Origin of the sequence: Mucilaginibacter jinjuensis, from assembly GCF_028596025.1 — a bacterium.
GTDB lineage: Bacteria > Bacteroidota > Bacteroidia > Sphingobacteriales > Sphingobacteriaceae > Mucilaginibacter > Mucilaginibacter jinjuensis.
Genome location: NZ_CP117167.1, coordinates 3,430,738 through 3,448,862 on the forward strand (window position 1 = coordinate 3,430,738; position 18,125 = coordinate 3,448,862).

The 18,125-nt window shown below is 41.8% G+C and carries 14 protein-coding genes; 9 read left to right on the forward strand and 5 right to left on the reverse strand.

Annotated features, from left to right (window positions below; genetic code table 11):
- Positions 1-344 precede the first annotated feature (344 nt).
- Positions 345-1,631, forward strand: coding sequence for a PQQ-dependent sugar dehydrogenase (locus tag PQO05_RS15420; RefSeq protein WP_273628231.1), 1,287 nt, complete (start codon positions 345-347; stop codon positions 1,629-1,631).
- Positions 1,631-2,074, forward strand: coding sequence for a c-type cytochrome (locus PQO05_RS15425; RefSeq protein ID WP_273628232.1), 444 nt, complete (start codon positions 1,631-1,633; stop codon positions 2,072-2,074). The genes PQO05_RS15420 and PQO05_RS15425 overlap by 1 nt, the downstream gene beginning before the upstream one ends.
- A gap of 276 nt (positions 2,075-2,350) precedes the next feature.
- Here the strand turns inward: PQO05_RS15425 and PQO05_RS15430 are convergent, their stop codons facing one another.
- The 5 genes from PQO05_RS15430 to PQO05_RS15450 all read right to left on the reverse strand — a co-directional run bounded on the left by PQO05_RS15430 (position 2,351) and on the right by PQO05_RS15450 (position 6,083).
- Entirely contained in the window at positions 2,351-2,872 is a 522-nt protein-coding gene (locus PQO05_RS15430) for a tetratricopeptide repeat protein (protein ID WP_273628233.1), read from the reverse strand.
- A gap of 309 nt (positions 2,873-3,181) precedes the next feature.
- Positions 3,182-3,454, reverse strand: coding sequence for a hypothetical protein (locus PQO05_RS15435; RefSeq protein ID WP_273628234.1), 273 nt, complete (start codon positions 3,452-3,454; stop codon positions 3,182-3,184).
- A gap of 43 nt (positions 3,455-3,497) precedes the next feature.
- Complete coding sequence (locus PQO05_RS15440; RefSeq protein WP_273628235.1) at positions 3,498-4,247, reverse strand: ABC transporter ATP-binding protein; 750 nt, start codon at positions 4,245-4,247, stop codon at positions 3,498-3,500.
- Positions 4,240-5,112: an ABC transporter permease gene (locus PQO05_RS15445; protein ID WP_273628236.1), complete on the reverse strand. Its 873-nt coding sequence runs from the start codon at positions 5,110-5,112 to the stop codon at positions 4,240-4,242. The genes PQO05_RS15440 and PQO05_RS15445 overlap by 8 nt, the downstream gene beginning before the upstream one ends.
- Complete coding sequence (locus PQO05_RS15450) at positions 5,112-6,083, reverse strand: ABC transporter substrate-binding protein (RefSeq protein ID WP_273628237.1); 972 nt, start codon at positions 6,081-6,083, stop codon at positions 5,112-5,114. The genes PQO05_RS15445 and PQO05_RS15450 overlap by 1 nt, the downstream gene beginning before the upstream one ends.
- A gap of 81 nt (positions 6,084-6,164) precedes the next feature.
- Here PQO05_RS15450 and PQO05_RS15455 point away from each other — a divergent pair, with 81 nt between their 5' ends.
- The 7 genes from PQO05_RS15455 to PQO05_RS15485 all read left to right on the forward strand — a co-directional run bounded on the left by PQO05_RS15455 (position 6,165) and on the right by PQO05_RS15485 (position 18,054).
- Positions 6,165-7,310: a methionine aminotransferase gene (locus PQO05_RS15455; protein WP_273628238.1), complete on the forward strand. Its 1,146-nt coding sequence runs from the start codon at positions 6,165-6,167 to the stop codon at positions 7,308-7,310.
- A gap of 53 nt (positions 7,311-7,363) precedes the next feature.
- Positions 7,364-8,143 carry an amidohydrolase gene (locus PQO05_RS15460; protein ID WP_273628240.1) on the forward strand — a complete coding sequence of 260 codons (780 nt, stop codon included), beginning with the start codon at positions 7,364-7,366 and terminating at the stop codon, positions 8,141-8,143.
- Between the two features lie 74 nt (positions 8,144-8,217).
- Positions 8,218-10,803, forward strand: coding sequence for a phosphatidylglycerol lysyltransferase domain-containing protein (locus PQO05_RS15465; protein WP_273628242.1), 2,586 nt, complete (start codon positions 8,218-8,220; stop codon positions 10,801-10,803).
- A gap of 166 nt (positions 10,804-10,969) precedes the next feature.
- Positions 10,970-12,370 carry an AcvB/VirJ family lysyl-phosphatidylglycerol hydrolase gene (locus PQO05_RS15470; protein ID WP_273628243.1) on the forward strand — a complete coding sequence of 467 codons (1,401 nt, stop codon included), beginning with the start codon at positions 10,970-10,972 and terminating at the stop codon, positions 12,368-12,370.
- An 80-nt stretch (positions 12,371-12,450) separates the two neighbouring features.
- A complete protein-coding gene (locus PQO05_RS15475) occupies positions 12,451-13,725 on the forward strand; it encodes a TolC family protein (RefSeq protein WP_273628244.1) in 1,275 nt (424 codons plus the stop codon).
- 31 nt (positions 13,726-13,756) lie between these two features.
- Positions 13,757-14,857: an efflux RND transporter periplasmic adaptor subunit gene (locus tag PQO05_RS15480; RefSeq protein ID WP_273628245.1), complete on the forward strand. Its 1,101-nt coding sequence runs from the start codon at positions 13,757-13,759 to the stop codon at positions 14,855-14,857.
- 56 nt (positions 14,858-14,913) lie between these two features.
- Positions 14,914-18,054, forward strand: coding sequence for an efflux RND transporter permease subunit (locus PQO05_RS15485; protein WP_273628246.1), 3,141 nt, complete (start codon positions 14,914-14,916; stop codon positions 18,052-18,054).
- Positions 18,055-18,125: the final 71 nt, after the last annotated feature.

Sequence of the window (18,125 nt, forward strand, 5' to 3'; positions counted from 1 at the left end):
GTTTTGACACTTTCAGAATTTCGGTTGTTTTTAATTGATTTTCTGATCGTATCCGTTTTGTTTCGATTTGCATATATGACTATGCAAATGAGGCCAAGGTTTAATCACACATAGTATAAATACCATTATATTTTATATATAAAGAATTATATATTGATAATTTAATTTATATCGGTACATAATTCTGAGTTTAAACATTAGTTGCGCTTCAAAAGAATTTTATTGGGAAAATCCTGAAAAATATTTTTTTAATAAAGTAGGCAATATTGTTACCATCGTTTAGCAATCATATTTCGATAATTAATGGATATTGAGTTATTTTGAGGTATAAGACTCATCGCATTATGAAAAACAAGTTTTTAATCACCTCATTATTATCGACGGTGGCTGTAGTCGGCCTGCTGTCGTTCACTACGCCAGGTAAAAAGCATATCACAACTGCTACACCCGCAGGACTTAAATTACCCGCAGGTTTTAAGGCAGATGTTATTGCTGAAGGCCTGGGCACTACCCGCCACATTGCCGCTACCCCCCAAGGCGACATTTATGTAAAAAGCAACTTTAACGCAAGGCGTAATAAAGATGCTAAAGGCATTACTGTTTTACACGATAACGGCGATGGTACTACTACCATCAAGGCCAAATTCGGTGATTTTAGCGGTACCGGCGTTTACATCAAAAACGGATACCTGTATGCTTCATCAGACGAGGAAGTTTTCCGTTATAAACTGAATGATAAGAACGAAGTAATAGATCCAACTAAACCAGAACGTATTGTGACCGGTTTAATAAGCCGTCATGAGCATGAGGCTAAGGCTATTTTGTTAGATAATGCAGGTAACCTGTATGTTAACATTGGTGCTTACTCAAACTCTTGTCAGGAAAAAGACCGTCAGAAAGGTTCAATGGGGCAGAAAGGTTGCCCTATCCTGGACTCGGCTGCCGGTATCTGGCAGTTTAAAGCTGATAAACCAGATCAGCATTATAAAGACGGCGTGCGTTATGCTACAGGCTTACGTAACGTAGTTGGTATGGACTGGAATACCGAGTTAAACCAACTCTTCGTAATGCAGCATGGCCGCGATCAGTTGCACGATATTTTCCCGGATATGTTTACCGTACAGCAATCAGCTTTATTACCTGCTGAATGTTTATATGCCATTAAACCAGGCGACAATGCCGGCTGGCCATATATCTATTACGATCAGCAGCAACACAAAAAGATCTTAGCTCCTGAGTATGGCGGCGATGGCAAGAAAACCGGCGGTGAAAACGCTATCGATCCTGCGGTTGCATTCCCTGGTCACCTGGCACCGAATGGTTTGTTGTTTTATACCGGCAACCAATTCCCTGCCAGATACAAAAATGGTGCGTTCATCGCTTTCCACGGCTCTTGGAACCGCGCACCAGAACCACAAGCTGGTTACTTTGTAGTTTTCCAACCGTTTAAGGATGGTAAACCTTTTGGCGACTGGGAAGTGTTTGCTGATAACTTTGCCGGATCACCAGAAAACGTTGCCTCTGGCCGCGCCGAGCATCGCCCATGCGGGTTAGCCCAGGCTGCAGATGGTTCTATTTATGTAACCGACGACTCTAAAGGTTTTATCTATAAAATATCATACAAAAAATAATGACCGTTTATTTCAGATCATTGCTGCTGATAGCCTTCTGCTTTTTAGCTATCGGCAGTTATGCCCAACAACATAAAAAAACTGCAGCTAAGAAACCTGCTGCAAGTTTAAGTTCGTCGATTGCTGCCGGGCAAAAAGTTTACATGCAATATTGCGTATCATGCCATCAGGTTGATGGCGGCGGTGTACAGCACATGAACCCACCGTTGATTAAAACCACTTACGTATTAGGTGACAAGAGCAAGATCATCAAAATTGTGCTGCATGGCTTTAGCGAGGATGTGGACATTAATGGTGATAGCTACTCTAACACCATGCCATCTTTCGATATGCTGAAAGATCAGGAAATTGCTGATGTATTAACCTACGTTCGTAACAGCTTTACTAATAAAGCAAGTGCAGTTAAGGTTAGTGAGGTTACTGCTTTAAGAGGGAAAAAGTAGGATTATTTCGGAATTCGGATATTCGATTTCGGATTTATATTAAACAAAAAAGGCTTTCCAATTTGGGAAGCCTTTCTTGTTACCCCTAAGCCCGTCATTGCGAGGTACGAAGCAATCCCCTACTTACAGAGTAGCTTTACAAAGTCGACTTGTACTGTTCGCGATTGCTTCGTTCCTCGCAATGACGGGCGGGAAACAAGACAGCCATTCATCACTGAATGGCTGTCTTGTTTTTGAGGGGCTGTCTTGATTCCTGATTCTCGATTCTTGAATCTTTTAATCAATAACCGTATACGAAATATCCTGAGATTTTTTAACCTTTTGGCTAATACGTTTCAGGCTATCCTCAATTTCTTGCTTCAAGGCGCTGTCGATCACCTCTAAAAAAGCACGACGGTAGTTATCCGTTGCGGCAGTCCAGTTTTTGTGGCGCTCGTCAATTAAACCGGCCAGTAAATAAATTGAAGCCAGGTTTACACCCGGTACAGTCACTGCTTTGGCGCGTACCACTTCAAACTGTTTTTCCATTTGTAAAAACTGCAGCAGGTGCAGGTAGTGGAAATAAACATCCGGAAAATTAGGTTCCAGCTCATTTGCTGTTTTAAAGTGGAAGCCTGCAGTATTGTAATCGTTTAAATCGTAATAATAAATTTTACCCAGTTGAAAGTGTGCACGTGCGTGTAACGGATCATTAGCGATGATCTCATTCAATAATTGCAAACTTTTGGGGGTTTCTCCGTATTTCAGTTCTTCAACAGCCAGGAGATATTTCTCTTCGATGTTATAGTAAGTGTCCATTCTAAATAAAAAAATCCTTCGATCGGTTAGTCTTTTTAGTCCGATCATTAATAAAAAAACAAAAAGTAGATAGATGAAGAGTGCCCTTTAAATCGGGCTAAGGTGGCTATCAAATAGCTAAACATTACCAGGCAAACCGGCTGTAGGCTGCTTGCGGATAATGATGAATTGGAGTTTTCTGTACAACATAATTTTAAAAAGCTTATGCAATATAGCTAATTAAACTATAGCTTCAAAATTTGTTGTTAAAAGATGATAGTATGCATACAAAGTAAATGTATATGCATACTATCAATATGGACATTTAATTTAGGCTGATAAACGCACAGATTGTTGCTCTACAATCGGGATATTTACGTTTACTCCTTCAATTACATAATTAGTTTTGAGTTCGCGTTCTGATACAATTACACAAAAATCTTCGAAGCGTACACCATCTTCAAACGGGTAAAGGGTGTACCCACGTTTGTTGGCATCGTAATGCCCAAGTTCGAAAATCTCTTCGTAATTTTTACCTTTTATCTTAGCGCCTTCTACCAACTGGTAGGCGTCTTTTATTTCTTTAAAATTAATGTTTTTCATAGTAATTACCCTATTGCAATTACTTTGCCATTAATTTTTAAGATCAACTAAACCACTCAAATAAATGATTTTGTTGGAGTATTTCCTTCTCAGAGCCGTTTAAATCGCGCAAAATCTGTCCCTCTCCCATTTGTATCAGGCGGTTACCGTATGTGTAAGCGTCTTTTAAATTATGCGTAATCAGTATTGCTGTAAGGTTAAATTCCTTTACAATGCGGTCAGCTGTCTCCATTACTATATTGGCTGACCTTGGGTCGAGCGCAGCAGTCGGCTCATCCAGTAGTAGCACTTTACAATGGTCCATTACGCTCATTAGCAGCGTTAAAGCCTGACGTTGGCCGCCCGACAAAGTTCCCATTTGCTGATTGATCTTATCCTCTAAACCTAAACCCAGTGTGGCTATTTTATCCTTCACCTGTTTTACAAACTGGTCACTGATACCAATTTTAAGTCCTTTGGGTTGCGTACGGATAGCCGCCAGCCTAAAGTTATCTATTATACTCAATCCTGATGCCGTGCCGCTCAGTGGATTTTGAAACACCCTTGCCAGCCATTTGCTGCGCTGATGATCGGGCAATTTGGTAATATCTTCCTGATCCAATATAATACTACCTGAAGTCGGCAACACACTACCTGCAATAATATTTAACAAGGTAGATTTACCCGAGCCGTTAGAGCCTACAATTACCAGATAATCTTTTTCGGCAATATTGAGGTTAATCCCATTTAAGGCTTTCACTTCGCTTACCTGCCCCTTATTATAGGTTTTATATACATCCCTTATCTCAAACATGTTGCCTCCGGAATGATAAACGTGGTAAACTCACAATTAATAATACAAATACAGCGGTTACTAATTTCAGCAGGTTGGCATCAATACCAATACTTAACGTAACAGCCAGTACTAACTGAAATACTACAGCGCCGCCAATAACCATTAACAAGCTCCAAACAACAGATGTAATGCGGAACCAATTAATTAGCGTTTCGGCAATAATAACCGAGCCAAGTCCTGTAATTACAATGCCTATCCCCATATTAATATCGGCAAAGCCTTGAAACTGGGTCATCATAAAACCGCTTAAAGCAGTTAGCGCATTGGCTAAGGCTAGCCCGGTAATTTTCATCCGGTCGGTATTTACACCCATGGCGCGGATCATTTGCTCACTGTCGCCCGTTGCACGCATCGCAATACCGAAATCTGTTTTAAGCAGGTAACCAATCATCGTAACAAGTAAAATGACTATGATTAATAATATAACTAAGCTATTCTGATTAGAGTCTGATGTTATATTCAATAAGCTGAATATCGAAGCCGTATTAAGCAATGGCACATTAGATCGACCGAGAATAGTCAAATTAACAGAATACAAAGCCGTCATTACTAATATCCCTGCCAATAATGCATTGATCTTTAATTTGGTATGAATTAAACCCGTAGCTGCACCTGCAATTCCACCGATAACCAATACCGCCGGAATAGTTATCCATAACGATTGATGGTGCGTTAACATGGTAGCCGTAACCACTCCACCCAAGGTATAACTGCCATCCGTAGTAATATCGGGGATGTTAAAGATCTTCATGGAAAGGTATACCCCCAGCGCAATGGCCGACAGGCATAAACCCTGCAATAAAGCGGTGAGGTAGAAATCCATTATTTAACAGCCTGAAAATTTGGAGGTATAGTTAGATGATATTTAGCAGCAACAGCAGGATTGTATACGCGTTTGCGGATCTTCACCATCTCTAGTTTTAAACCTGCGGTGCTGTGTGTTTTTAAATACTGAGCTGCCTGTAAGCCCGCCTGAAATCCCCATTGGTAAATATCTGCACCAAAAGCAGCAACTGCGCCACGCTGTACTAAACCGGCTTCGCTGGTAAAAATCGGTACGTTTTTTTCATTACAGCTTTTCAGGATAGTTTCGAATGATGCGAATACCGTATTATCAGGATTGGCAAAAAAGGCATCGATGTTTTTGCTTAACAGTGATTGGGTAACCAGTTGTGCATCGGCAGATGAATTAACGGGTAATGCCACGATCGTAACATTTAAACCTTTAGCCAGAGACTGGATCCGTGCCAAAGCATCGGCTGATTGTGGTTCTGACTGATTATAGATCATCCCTACCACCAGTTTACCTGATTTGGGTTTCAGAATTTTAGGTATCAGGGCGAATGAGGTATCAATGTATTGCAGATCTTCAACAGCACCAAACAAATTGGTTGGTGCTTTACCATCGGCAGGTATTAAGTGGGCACGCTCCAGCGTTGGCGAAACCATCATAAATACTGGGATTGTTTTAGTTTTTTGCGATGCCGTAACCGAGGCCAAAGTAGTGCAGGTAGCCAGCAGATCAACCTTATTGCTTACAAACTGGTTAACAATCTGGGTTAAAGTTGGGATGCTCCCTTCTGCATTGCTATATTTAATTTCGACTGTCTTTTTATCTTCACTAAAACCATTTTGCTTTAGTGCATCGGTGAAACCAACACGGGCTTGTGAAATGGTTGCATCCTCAAAAGCATCAACAAAACCAACAACAGGTACGCCTTTGGGTGCGTTTTGCTTGCATGCTGCAAGGCCTAAAACAAATAGTAATGGGGCTAACTTAAAAATCTGCTTCATGGGCCTAAAATAAACATTTAAGAAACATAAGGTTTATAAATGTATACGCCTTAAGCCATTTTTACGTTAATTTGGCATTACATGATACCAGTGATTTCAAAACTACCGCAAACGCCCACTACTATATTTTCAGTAATGTCGGCCCTGGCTAATGAGGTTGGCGCTATTAATCTATCTCAGGGATTCCCTGATTACGAGTGCTCGCCTATTCTGCAAAAATTAGTGCAAAAGGCCATGAAAGATGGTCATAATCAATACGCTCCGATGCCCGGACTGCTATCACTTCGCGAAGAGATCAGCCAGAAAACGGAAAGACTTTATGGCGCACAATACAATCCCGATACCGAGATTACCATCACTGCCGGTGGCACACAGGCTATATTTACAGCCATTAGTGCTATTATTCATCCTAATGATGAGGTAATCATTTTCGAGCCTGCTTATGATTGCTACGCCCCTACTATTAAGTTAATGGGGGGCATCGTAAAATCGTTAGAGTTGCATCCGCCTGATTATCGCATTCAATGGGATATGGTGAAAAAGCTGGTGAACAACAAAACGCGGATGATCATCCTTAACTCGCCGCATAACCCAACTGCTACCATTTTGCAGGAAGATGATATTAAGCAACTGAATGACATTGTAAACAACCGCGATATTATTATCCTAAGCGATGAGGTTTACGAGCATCTGGTATTCGACGGTCAACAACATTTAAGCATGGCCCGTTACCCCGATCTACAGCAGCGTAGCTTTATTATCGCATCGTTCGGCAAGCTGTTCCATACCACAGGCTGGAAAATTGGTTATTGTATGGCCCCAGCTTATTTAATGCAGGAGTTCAGGAAGATCCACCAGTTTAACGTGTTTAGTGTGAATACACCGATGCAGGTGGCTGCGGCCTCGTACCTTAAGGACGAAAATGTTTATTTAAGTCTGCCCGATTTCTTTCAACAGAAGCGAGATTACTTTAGAGAGGGATTAAAGCAAACGCGGTTTGAGTTACTGCCTTGCAGTGGTTCGTACTTTCAATCGGTGCGCTACCAAAACATAGCAGATGAGAAAGATAGCGATTTTGCTATACGTGTAACCAAAGAAATTGGCGTGGCTGCCATCCCGGTTTCGGCCTTTTATTCGAGGGGGACAGACCACCAGGTATTGCGCTTTTGTTTTGCAAAAAGGCAAGAAACACTGGATAAAGCCGTTGATAGATTAGTAAAGTTGTAAACTTTAGCTCTGAAATTACATTAACAATAATTTACAAGCCGTAACAAAACTTTATGGAGAACCTTAAAATTACCATTTTTCAAGGACACCTTTTTTGGGAGAACATTGATAAAAACTTACAAAATATATCATTGCGCTTAGCGGGTATTCGTGAAAAAACGGATTTAATTATTCTGCCCGAAATGTTTAGTACCGGCTATTCAATGAACGCCGAAAAACTGGCCGAGCCAATGTACGGCAAGTCGATGCAGTGGATGCAGGAGACTGCCCAGAAGTTTGGCGCAGTAGTTACCGGCAGCCTGATTATAGAGGAAGCCGGCCATTATTATAACCGCCTCATCTGGATGCGCCCCGATGGCACTTATGCCCAATATGATAAACGCCACCTGTTTACCATGGCCAAAGAAGAAGATACTTACACGGCCGGAACAGAGAAATTAATTGTAGAATTAAACGGCTGGAAAATTTGCCCGGTAATATGCTACGATCTACGTTTCCCGGTATGGCTGCGTAATGTTAATGCCGAATACGACCTGCTGATTGTGGTAGCCAACTGGCCCGAAAAACGATCGTTACACTGGCGCACATTAATACCTGCGCGAGCTATTGAAAACCTTGCGTACGTTATTGGTGTTAACCGTGTGGGGCACGATGGTAACGAGGTTTACCATTCGGGCGATTCGGAATGTATTGACCCGGCCGGTAACGTTGTTTACTATAAACGGGACGAAGAAGATGTTTACACTTTCTCGATACTGAAAGAAGAAGTTATTAAAGCACGGCGTTATTTCCCTTTTTTAAAGGATGCCGACGTGTTTACTATACCGGAATGATGAATAATTGAACTTCACTTTAACTTCATCCCGGTTCTTGAACATTGCATCATTGAACGAGGGATAAGTTAAAGATGAAGAGCTATCAGATACATCTAAAAAACAAGAACTTTTACTTTAAAGAAATTTTAGGGTTTCTGTTCCTGCTGTTTGCCGTTTATTTTATCCGCCACCAATCAGCCGAACTAAAGAGTACCGGCAGTGTGCTCCGCGGTTCAAAAGCAGTTTGGATCATCATCGGCATTTGCCTTACCCTCTTATACATAGCCACCCAGGCTTACATGTATGTGTACAGTTTCCGTACGGTTGGTGCACGCATAAAACTCTGGGATGGCATCAAGCTTTTTCTGAAACGCAACTTCATCAGCGTTTTTTTGCCCGGCGGTGGTGTCACTTCCCTGGCATTTTTCACTAAGGAAATTGAGCAAAAAAATGTCTCTAAAAGCCGCATCAATTTTGCCTCTTATATCTATGGTTTTGTAGGCATCTTCACCGTGTTTTTGGTGGCCATCCCGGTGATGCTTTGGCTGATGCTCACCAACCAGCAGTTTGTGGGCGAAATGTGGGCCTTCGGTAGTGTCGGACTGCTCATTATTGTGCTATTATGGGCTACTTTTTCATTACTTAAAAGAGGAATAGTTTTTAGGCTGATTATTCGCATAAGTCCGGAGATTGAGTTGATTTGGAACGAGATTATGGCCGATAAATTCTCTTACAAAGCCTTCATCCAAACAGTACTGATTTCGTTACTGATCGAGTTTATGGGGATAGCTCATTTACTCATCGCAATGGCCGCCATAGGTAAAGTTCCATCATTCGAGGCGGCAGCTGTGGGGTACATTATCGCCACGCTGTTCCTCATCATCTCTCCGTTTTTGCGGGGCATGGGTGCGATAGAATTGTCACTCACTTTGTTCCTGAAACATTACGGTGGCTTCAGCACAACAGAGGCTGCGGCCATTACCCTGCTCTATCGCTTGTTCGAGTTTTGGTTACCGCTGGTTGCCGGGATATTTAGCTTTATATTTAATAAAGGCAATCTTATCTTAAGAATTTTTCCTGCCATATTGCTGTTTGGTTTGGGGATGGTTAATATCATTTCGGTATCAACGCCAGCCATTAAATCGAGGGTGAAGTTGTTGAGTGAATTCCTGCCTGTACAAGCAATTTATTTCTCCAATTTCCTGGTTATCATTATTGGTATATTACTGATTGTAACATCGGCTTTCCTCATCAGAGGACTGCGCAATGCCTGGTATTTTGCATTAGCTTTATGTGTATTTTCCTTAATCGGACACATTACCAAGGCTTTTGATTATGAGGAATCGTTGGTTGCGCTATTTGTATTGATTGCGCTTTTACTTACCCAGAAGCAATATTATATCCGTACCAACCGCAACCTGCAAAGCCTTAGCCTGGGTGCTGCCTTGTGGATTTTTGCAGCTGTAACTATATACGGCATTGTAGGTTTTTATTATCTGGATAAAAAACATTTCGATATTGATTTCTCGCTTGTAGCTGCTATACGCAGCACTTTCGATAATTTCATTCTGCTTAACTCGGGTGGCATTGTTCCGCATACCCGGTTCGCGCATACTTTCCTTTATTCTATCAATGTTTTTGGGGTTGTAGCTATTGGGTTAGTCTTTTATGCGTTTATCAAACCTTATTTTCTGGAGCGTGAGATAGACGAAACCGAGCTTCACGATGCTAATAATCTCTTAGAAAAGTATGGCAACTCTCCTGTCGATTACTTTAAAACTTATGCCGATAAGCTCTTCTTCTTTTCCGAAGCGCATGAAGGTTTTCTGGCTTATCGCGTAGCTAATAACTTCGCTATTGTACTGGAGGAGCCGGTTTGCGAGGATAACGTGAGCACCAAATCTGATATTTTGCGTGAATTCGAGCGTTTTTGTCAGCACCAGGGAATTAAACCGGCTTATTACCGTGTGGATGGCATCAGCCTCGATTTGTTTGGCTATCTGGGTAAAAAGTGGATGGTGATTGGCCAGGAAGCGATACTGGATTTGAATACTTTCACGCTTGAAGGTAAAGATCGTAAATCAATGCGTAACGCGGTTAACAGTATGCAGAAAAAAGGCTTCATCACCAAAATATATGAAGCGCCAATTAAAGAGGGGTTACTGCAAAAACTAAAACTGGTAAGCGACGAATGGCTCCGCACTATGGACCGCGAAGAGCTTGTATTCTCACAAGGTATGTTTGATTGGGATCAGTTGAAGAATCAACCTATTATTACTTTAGAAAACGAGGATGAAAAGGTATTGGCTTTCCTGAACGTAATCCCCGATTATGCCGCCGGTGAAGCCACTTACGATCTAATCCGTAAAACGGCTGATGCACCGGGTGGTAATATGGATGTACTGATTATCGAGCTGATTAACTATTGCAAAGGCAAAGGCTACCAGTATTTGAATATGGGCCTCGCTCCTATGTCGGGTATCGAAAAGGCACAAGATCTGCCCGAGCGTACCATCAAGTTTGCTTATGAGAAGATCCAGCAGTTTAGGCATTATCGTGGGTTGAGGGATTTTAAAGAGAAGTTCGATCCGCTGTGGCGCAATAAATATCTGGTTTATGAGAATACTTATGATTTATTGCAATTGCCTATGGCGATATCGAAAGTTATGAAACCATAGGGATTTCGGATTTCGGAGGTTCGATTTCGGATTTAAATATATAAGACATACCTATCATAAATAAGCGCGTCATTGCGAGGTACGAAGCAATTGCGAACTCTACAGAGAGGCTCTGCTAATCGGGGATTGCTTCGTTCCTCGCAATGACGGTAATAATTCAGACTTAATGAAAAAGCACATATTAGTACTTATTCTGGCTTTAATCACCACCTCCACCCAGGCCAAACTCCTCACCACAGACTCCATTCGTTACAGCGGCTTCGGTTATATGTACTTATATAAACCAACCCAAGCGGTCAATAATGTAATTATCTGCGTATCAGGTGATGGTGGCTGGAACGAGGGTATTGAAAGTATTGCCCTTAAGGTTAAATCGCCGAATACTTTATTGATTGGAGTTGATGTTCGCCATATCCTCAAATACATGCGCGAGAGCAAAGCTGAATGCCTTTACCCGGCTACCGATTTTGAGGAAATGAGCCAGTTTGTGCAGAAAGAAATGGGCTATAAAACTTATTTCACGCCAATCTTATTAGGTTATTCGTCAGGCGCCACATTGGTTTATGGTTTGTTGGCCCAAGCTCCGCAGAATACATTTAAAGGTGCAATTGCATTTGGATTTTGTCCCGATCTTGATATCAACAAACCGCTTTGCAAAGGTTCGGGTAAATTTGAGTGTATTAAACGAAATGATAACAAGGGTTATGATATTGGCCCGGTTAGTAATTTAAGTGCACCATTTATATCCATGCAGGGCACTACAGACCAAATTTGTGATTATGCCTCAACCGTTGCATTCCTTAAAAAGGTGCCTCATGCCGAAGTTGTTTCGCTGCCAAAAGTGGGTCACGGTTATACCGTCGAAAAAAACTGGGTTCCGCAATTCAAACAAGCTTACGCTCACTTGTTATCTATAACACAGGAAGCACTTGCGCCAAATGAAGCAAGCATGAAAATTGATTTGCCCATCAAAGTAACCGAAGCAACGGGTTCAGCCCAAACCAATGATATGGTTTTGATGATCTCGGGCGATGGCGGCTGGACGGGCTTCGACCAGCAAATCGCTTCTGAATTTGCATCGCATGGCATCCCTGTAGTTGGCCTCAATTCCTTAAAATATTTCTGGGACAAGAAAACGCCGGAACAAACTGCACAAGATGCTTTAACGTTAATTGAAAAATATTCGGCACTTTGGAAAAAGGAAAATATTGTGCTGGTGGGTTATTCGTTCGGTGCCGATGTAATGCCGTTTATTTACAACCGTTTACCGGAGGCTATCAAAAAAAGAGTACATAATGTAGGCTTGTTATCGCCATCTAAGGATACAGATTTTGAAGTGCATGTATCAGATTTACTAAACTTTGGTTCGTCCGACAGGGAGTTGAAAGTACCTGCCGAAATTGAGAAAATGACCGACGTTAAAATCACATGCTTTTTCGGAAAAGACGAGGATGACGTTCCCCTTAATGAGCTGCCAAAACAAAATTGCAAGGTAATACTTTTAGATGGAGGGCATCATTACGAAAATAGTTTCGATGTGATCTATAAAAATGTAATTCCGCAATAAAATGAAGGTTTTGCATTATTACTTCATCTAAAATTCATATCTGTTTATAAGATTTGTAACGTTGAATAGGGATCAGAAACATGCAAAAACTAAAGAATCTAACTTTTTTATTACCCGCTCTTACACTTTTTTCTACCTTAACCGCTAAAGCACAGACAGATACACTTAGGCTTAACTTTCAGGATGCTGAAAAGCAATTTCTGCAGAACAACTTAAGTTTGGTTGCGCAAAAGTATAATGTAGAATCAACTAAAGCACTTATCGATCAGGCTAAACTTTGGGACAACCCCACCCTCAGTACCGATCAAAACATCTGGGACGGTGCAAGCCGAAAATTCTTCGACCACTCAAACGGTTACGGACAGGTGTTTGTACAATTAAGCCAGGTATTTACTACCGCCGGCAAACGTGGCAAACAAATACAGGTTGCTAAAGATAATGCACAAATTCAGGAAGCTGCTTTTAATGATCTGATGCGTAACCTGCGCTACAATTTGCAACTCGATTTTGGTCAGGTTGCTACTTTGGTTCAGCAAGGCCAGGTTTATCAGAAAGAAATTACAGCTGCAGGTAACCTTGTTGATGCAACGCAAAAAACTTTCGATGCAGGCAACACTTCTATGAAAGACCTAATCCGTTTAAAAGCCTTATTATTTGGCTTACAAAACGATATGGTTGAGAACAGCCGCCAGATCAATGAACTGCAAACAGAACTTAAAACCCTGTTGCACGTAAAAGAAACCAGCTTTGTTTTGCCAATTATCGACGACAAACCTGTACAGGATGTAAATCTTGACGCAGTTGCCTTAATTGAACAGGCCAAAACTAACCGCCCCGATTATTTATCGAACCAATATCAGTTAAACTCATCTACGCATAACCTGGCTTTACAAAAAGCAATGGCTGCACCAGATATTACTATCGGTGGTTCGTACGATAAAAATAGCAGTTACGCTCCTAACTACTACGGTTTACAAATCGGCCTTCCCCTACCCGTGTTTAACCGCAACCAGGGCAATATTAAATCGGCCAAGTACGATGTAATGAGCCAGCAGGCTACTTTGCAGGATAATGAGGTGCGTTTACGTAATGATGTAGTACAAGCTATTAATCAGTATAAACTGAACCAGCAATTGTTTACTACACAGCAAACGCAGTTTAATGAGCAGTACGACAAGTTGTTTAATGCCATGTCGACCAGCTTAAAGCAGCGCCAGATTGGTTTAGTGGAGTTTATAGACTTTTTTGATAGCTATAAAGACACCAAACTTAAGATTTTGCAGCAGCAATATAACCTGCAGAAATCTATCGCCGACCTCAACTTTGCCGTTGGCGTTACCGTAATTAAGCCATAATTAATTTTAACTCGATAACAACAAACTATAAATGATGAAGACAAAAGCGTTAGTAACCGGTTTTGCCGCTTTAACGTTGCTTGCTGCGTGTAAGCATAAAACAGAAGAAACTGTTGAAAATAAACAGGTATGTGTAAGCGATTCAATGGCCAAGCTAATTACCATTGATACTGCTAAAACAACCACCATGAAAGATGAACTGAACCTATCGGGCGAGGTTTCTTTTGATGATAATAATGTAGTTAAAGTGTTCCCGTTCTCGAGCGGGCAGGTTTTAGAAGTTAAAGTATCCTTGGGCGACAGGGTAACCAAAGGCCAAACCCTGGCTGTTATCCGCAGTGCCGATGTTGCAGGTAATTATACCGATTTAACATCAACCAATGCAGACCTGGCAATTGCTAAACGCCAGCTTTCACAGGCAGAATATTTATACAAAAACGGTATCTCGAGCGAACGTGATTATACCGAAGCTCAGGAAAACTATAATAAAGCCGTAGCTGCCAGCAGCAAAATAAAACAACAATTGGCTATCAATGGCGGTGGTAACACCAGTGCAACGGGTACTTTAGTTGTTAAGGCGCCACAAAGCGGTTTTATTGTTGAGAAGAACATTACACAAGGAAGCTTCATTCGCCAGGATAACGCGGGGAGCATGTTCACTATCTCTAATATGCAGGATGTTTGGATCTGGGCTAACGTGTTCGAGTCTGACATCAGTAAGGTTAAACAAGGTTATACTGCTAAAGTAACTACCCTGGCTTACCCTGGTAAAGTATTTACAGGCAAGGTAAATGAGATTAGCTCGGTGCTTGATCCTGATAACAAGGTAATGAAAATTAAAATTGTATTGCCTAACACAGAGATGCTTTTAAAGCCTGAAATGTTTACCAGCGTAACCATCAGCAACAGCGAAAACCAGCAGGCTGTATCAATCCCTGCTAAGGCTGTAGTTTTTGATAACAGCAAATATTTTGTAGTGGTTTACAACAGCAAATGCGATTTAAAGGTGCGCGAAGTAAGCGTTATAAAAAGCGTTGATGATGTTTCATATATCAGCTCTGGCTTAAAACCCGGCGACCTGGTTGTATCAAAAAATCAGCTGATGTTATATGATGCATTAACTGCTGAATAATATTGATTAACAGTAGTTTATTAAGTTTAATCGCTAATTATTGATTAATTGAAACAATGAATAAATTCATTAAAGGCATCATACAATTTTCCCTGAAAAACCGGTACTTCGTTTTCTTTATGACGGCGGTACTGGCTGGTTTAGGGGTATGGAGCTATAGCAATACACCTATTGAAACGTTTCCCGACGTTACCAATACCCAGATCATCATCATAGCCCAATGGCCGGGACGTAGTGCCGAGGAGGTTGAAAAGATGATTACCATCCCGATGGAGACTGTGTTGAACTCGGTTCAGAGCAAATCTAACCTGCGTACCACCTCTTCATTCGGTTTATCTTATATCCGTATTATTTTTGATGACGGTGTTGATGATGCCTTTGCGCGCCAGCAGGTATTAAGCCGTTTAAGCAATGCTGATCTTCCGGACGGTGTTAAGCCGGAGGTTGAGCCACCTTATGGCCCAACCGGCGAAATCTATCGTTATACTTTAAAAAGCCGCACCAAATCACTGCACGAGCTTACTGCTATTCAGGATTGGGTGTTAGACCGTCAGTTTAAAGCTATCCCCGGCGTAGCCGATGTGAACAGCTTTGGTGGTGAAGAAAAAACCTACGAAGTAAGTGTTAACCCTTCCCTGCTGCGTAAATATGAGCTGACCTCGCTTGACGTTTTCAATGCCATTAACCGCAGTAACATTAACGTGGGTGGAGATGTAATTGAGAAAAACGACCAGGCGTATGTAGTTAGGGGTATCGGTTTAATTAATAATACCGATGAGATCTCGAACATCATTATCAAGAACGTAAACAACGTACCGATTTTAGCCAAAGACGTTGCCGAAATAAAAGAAAGCGGTTTACCACGCTTAGGCCAGGTTGGCCGCGATAAGCAAAACGATGCCATTGAAGGTATTGTGGTAATGCGTAAAGGTGAAAACCCTGCCGAGGTATTGGAACGCGTTCGTGACAAGGTAAAAGACCTGAACGAAAACGTTTTGCCGAAGGATGTGAAGATCGATACGTTTTACGATCGTACCAATTTGATGGACTTTTGTACTGAAACGGTTATCCATAACCTTTGCGAAGGTATTATCCTGGTAACTGTTATCGTATTCCTGTTCATGGCCGACTGGCGTACCACTTTAACCGTAACACTGGTTATTCCGTTAGCGTTGTTATTTGCCTTTATCTGTTTGCGATTAAAAGGCATGAGCGCCAACTTGTTATCAATGGGTGCTGTCGATTTTGGTATCATCGTCGACGGGGCCGTGGTAATGGTTGAGGGAATCTTCGTAGCGCTGGATCATAAGGCGCACCAGGTTGGTATGGAGAAATTTAACAAGCTGGCTAAACTAAGCTTGTTTAAAAACGTGGGTACAGAGATGGGTAAATCCATCTTCTTCTCTAAGGTTATCATTCTTACCTGCTTGGTTCCCATCTTCGCTTTCCAAAAGGTAGAAGGTAAAATGTTCTCACCATTGGCTTACACTTTAGGTTTTGCCTTAATTGGAGCGTTAATATTTACTTTAACACTGGTACCTGCCCTATCGAGTATTTTACTGAACAAAAACGTAAAAGAGAAACATAACCCGGTTGTACTGTTCTTCGAAAACGGTATCCGCCGCATGTTTACCTTCACTTATAAAAATCAGAAGTTAAGCTTAATCGTGTCATTAGTGATCATGGTTTTAACTTTTGCTTCTGCCAAATTTTTGGGTACAGAGTTCTTACCACAATTGAACGAAGGTGCATTATGGGTAACTGCACAGTTGCCAATGAGTACATCGCTCGAAAGTTCGGTGAACGTGACCAACAAAATGCGCGAGATCTTATCAACCTATCCGGAAGTTAAACAAACCCTGTCGCAAGTTGGCCGTACCAATGACGGTACCGACCCTAAAGGTTTCTTTAACGTACAGATCCAGGTGGATTTACTGCCGCACAAAGAGTGGAAACGCAATATTACCGAAGATGAGCTTATTGCCGATATGTATAAGAAGCTGAGCAAATACCCGGGCATTATCTACAACTTCTCGCAACCGATCAGCGATAACGTGGCTGAGGCTGTTGCCGGTGTACCAGCATCAATGGCGGTTAAAATATTCGGACAAGATTTTGACGTGCTGGATCATAAAGCCGACCAGGTTATGGCCGTGTTGAAAAATATCCAGGGTGTTGAAGATTTAGGTGTGCTGCGCAACTTAGGTCAGCCCGAATTCAGGATAGAATTGGATCAGCGCAAGATGGCCTTATATGGCGTTTCTACTGCCGATGCCAATGCTGTTATCGAGATGGCTATCGGTGGTAAAGCCGCAACCCAGCTTTATGAAGGCGAGCGCAAGTTTGATATCCGCGTTCGTTATCAAAAAGATTTCCGCGATACACAGGAAAAGATCGAGAACCTGATGGTGCCGACGTTGAATGGTGCTAAGATTTCGATTAAAGAAATCTCGGCCATTAAAACCCTAACTGGTCCAGCATTTATTTATCGTGATAATAACCAGCGTTACATCGCTGTTAAATTCTCGGTGCGTGGCCGCGACTTAGGTAGTACCATTGCCGAAGCCCAGCAAAAAGTTGGTGCAGCAGTAAAATTAGATCATGGCTACAGCTTTACCTGGAATGGTGAGTTTGAGAACCAGATCCGTGCATCAAAAACATTATCGCATGTGGTGCCGATCTGTTTACTGGTGATCTTCCTGATCTTGTTCATGACATTCGGTAACGCCAAAGATGCCACACTGGTAATCCTTAACGTACCGTTCGCTTTAATTGGTGGTATCTTAGCCCTGCATATTACAGGTATCAACTTCAGTATCTCTGCAGGTATTGGTTTCATCGCCTTGTTCGGGGTTTGTATCCAGAACGGTGTGATCCTGATCTCGGTATTCCGCAAAAATCTGGATGCCAGGATGCCGCTGGATACTGCAATTTTGGAAGGTGTTATCTCCCGTGTTCGTCCGGTAGTAATGACTGCCCTGATGGCCGCAATTGGTTTAATGCCGGCTGCGGTATCAACCGGTATCGGTTCAGAAACACAGAAACCTTTGGCCATTGTGGTTATCGGTGGTTTGGTAACCTCAACTATATTGACCTTACTGATTCTTCCTATTATTTACGCCATTGTGCATCGATTGATCCACAGGCGCGAAAACAGGAAACTGTTAGCCAAAATAGGCGCTATCAAAAAATCATAAAAATGAATAAAACGCCCCGTAAATCACGGGGCGTTTTTTGTTGGTACATACCGGTAATCTTGTTAATTTGC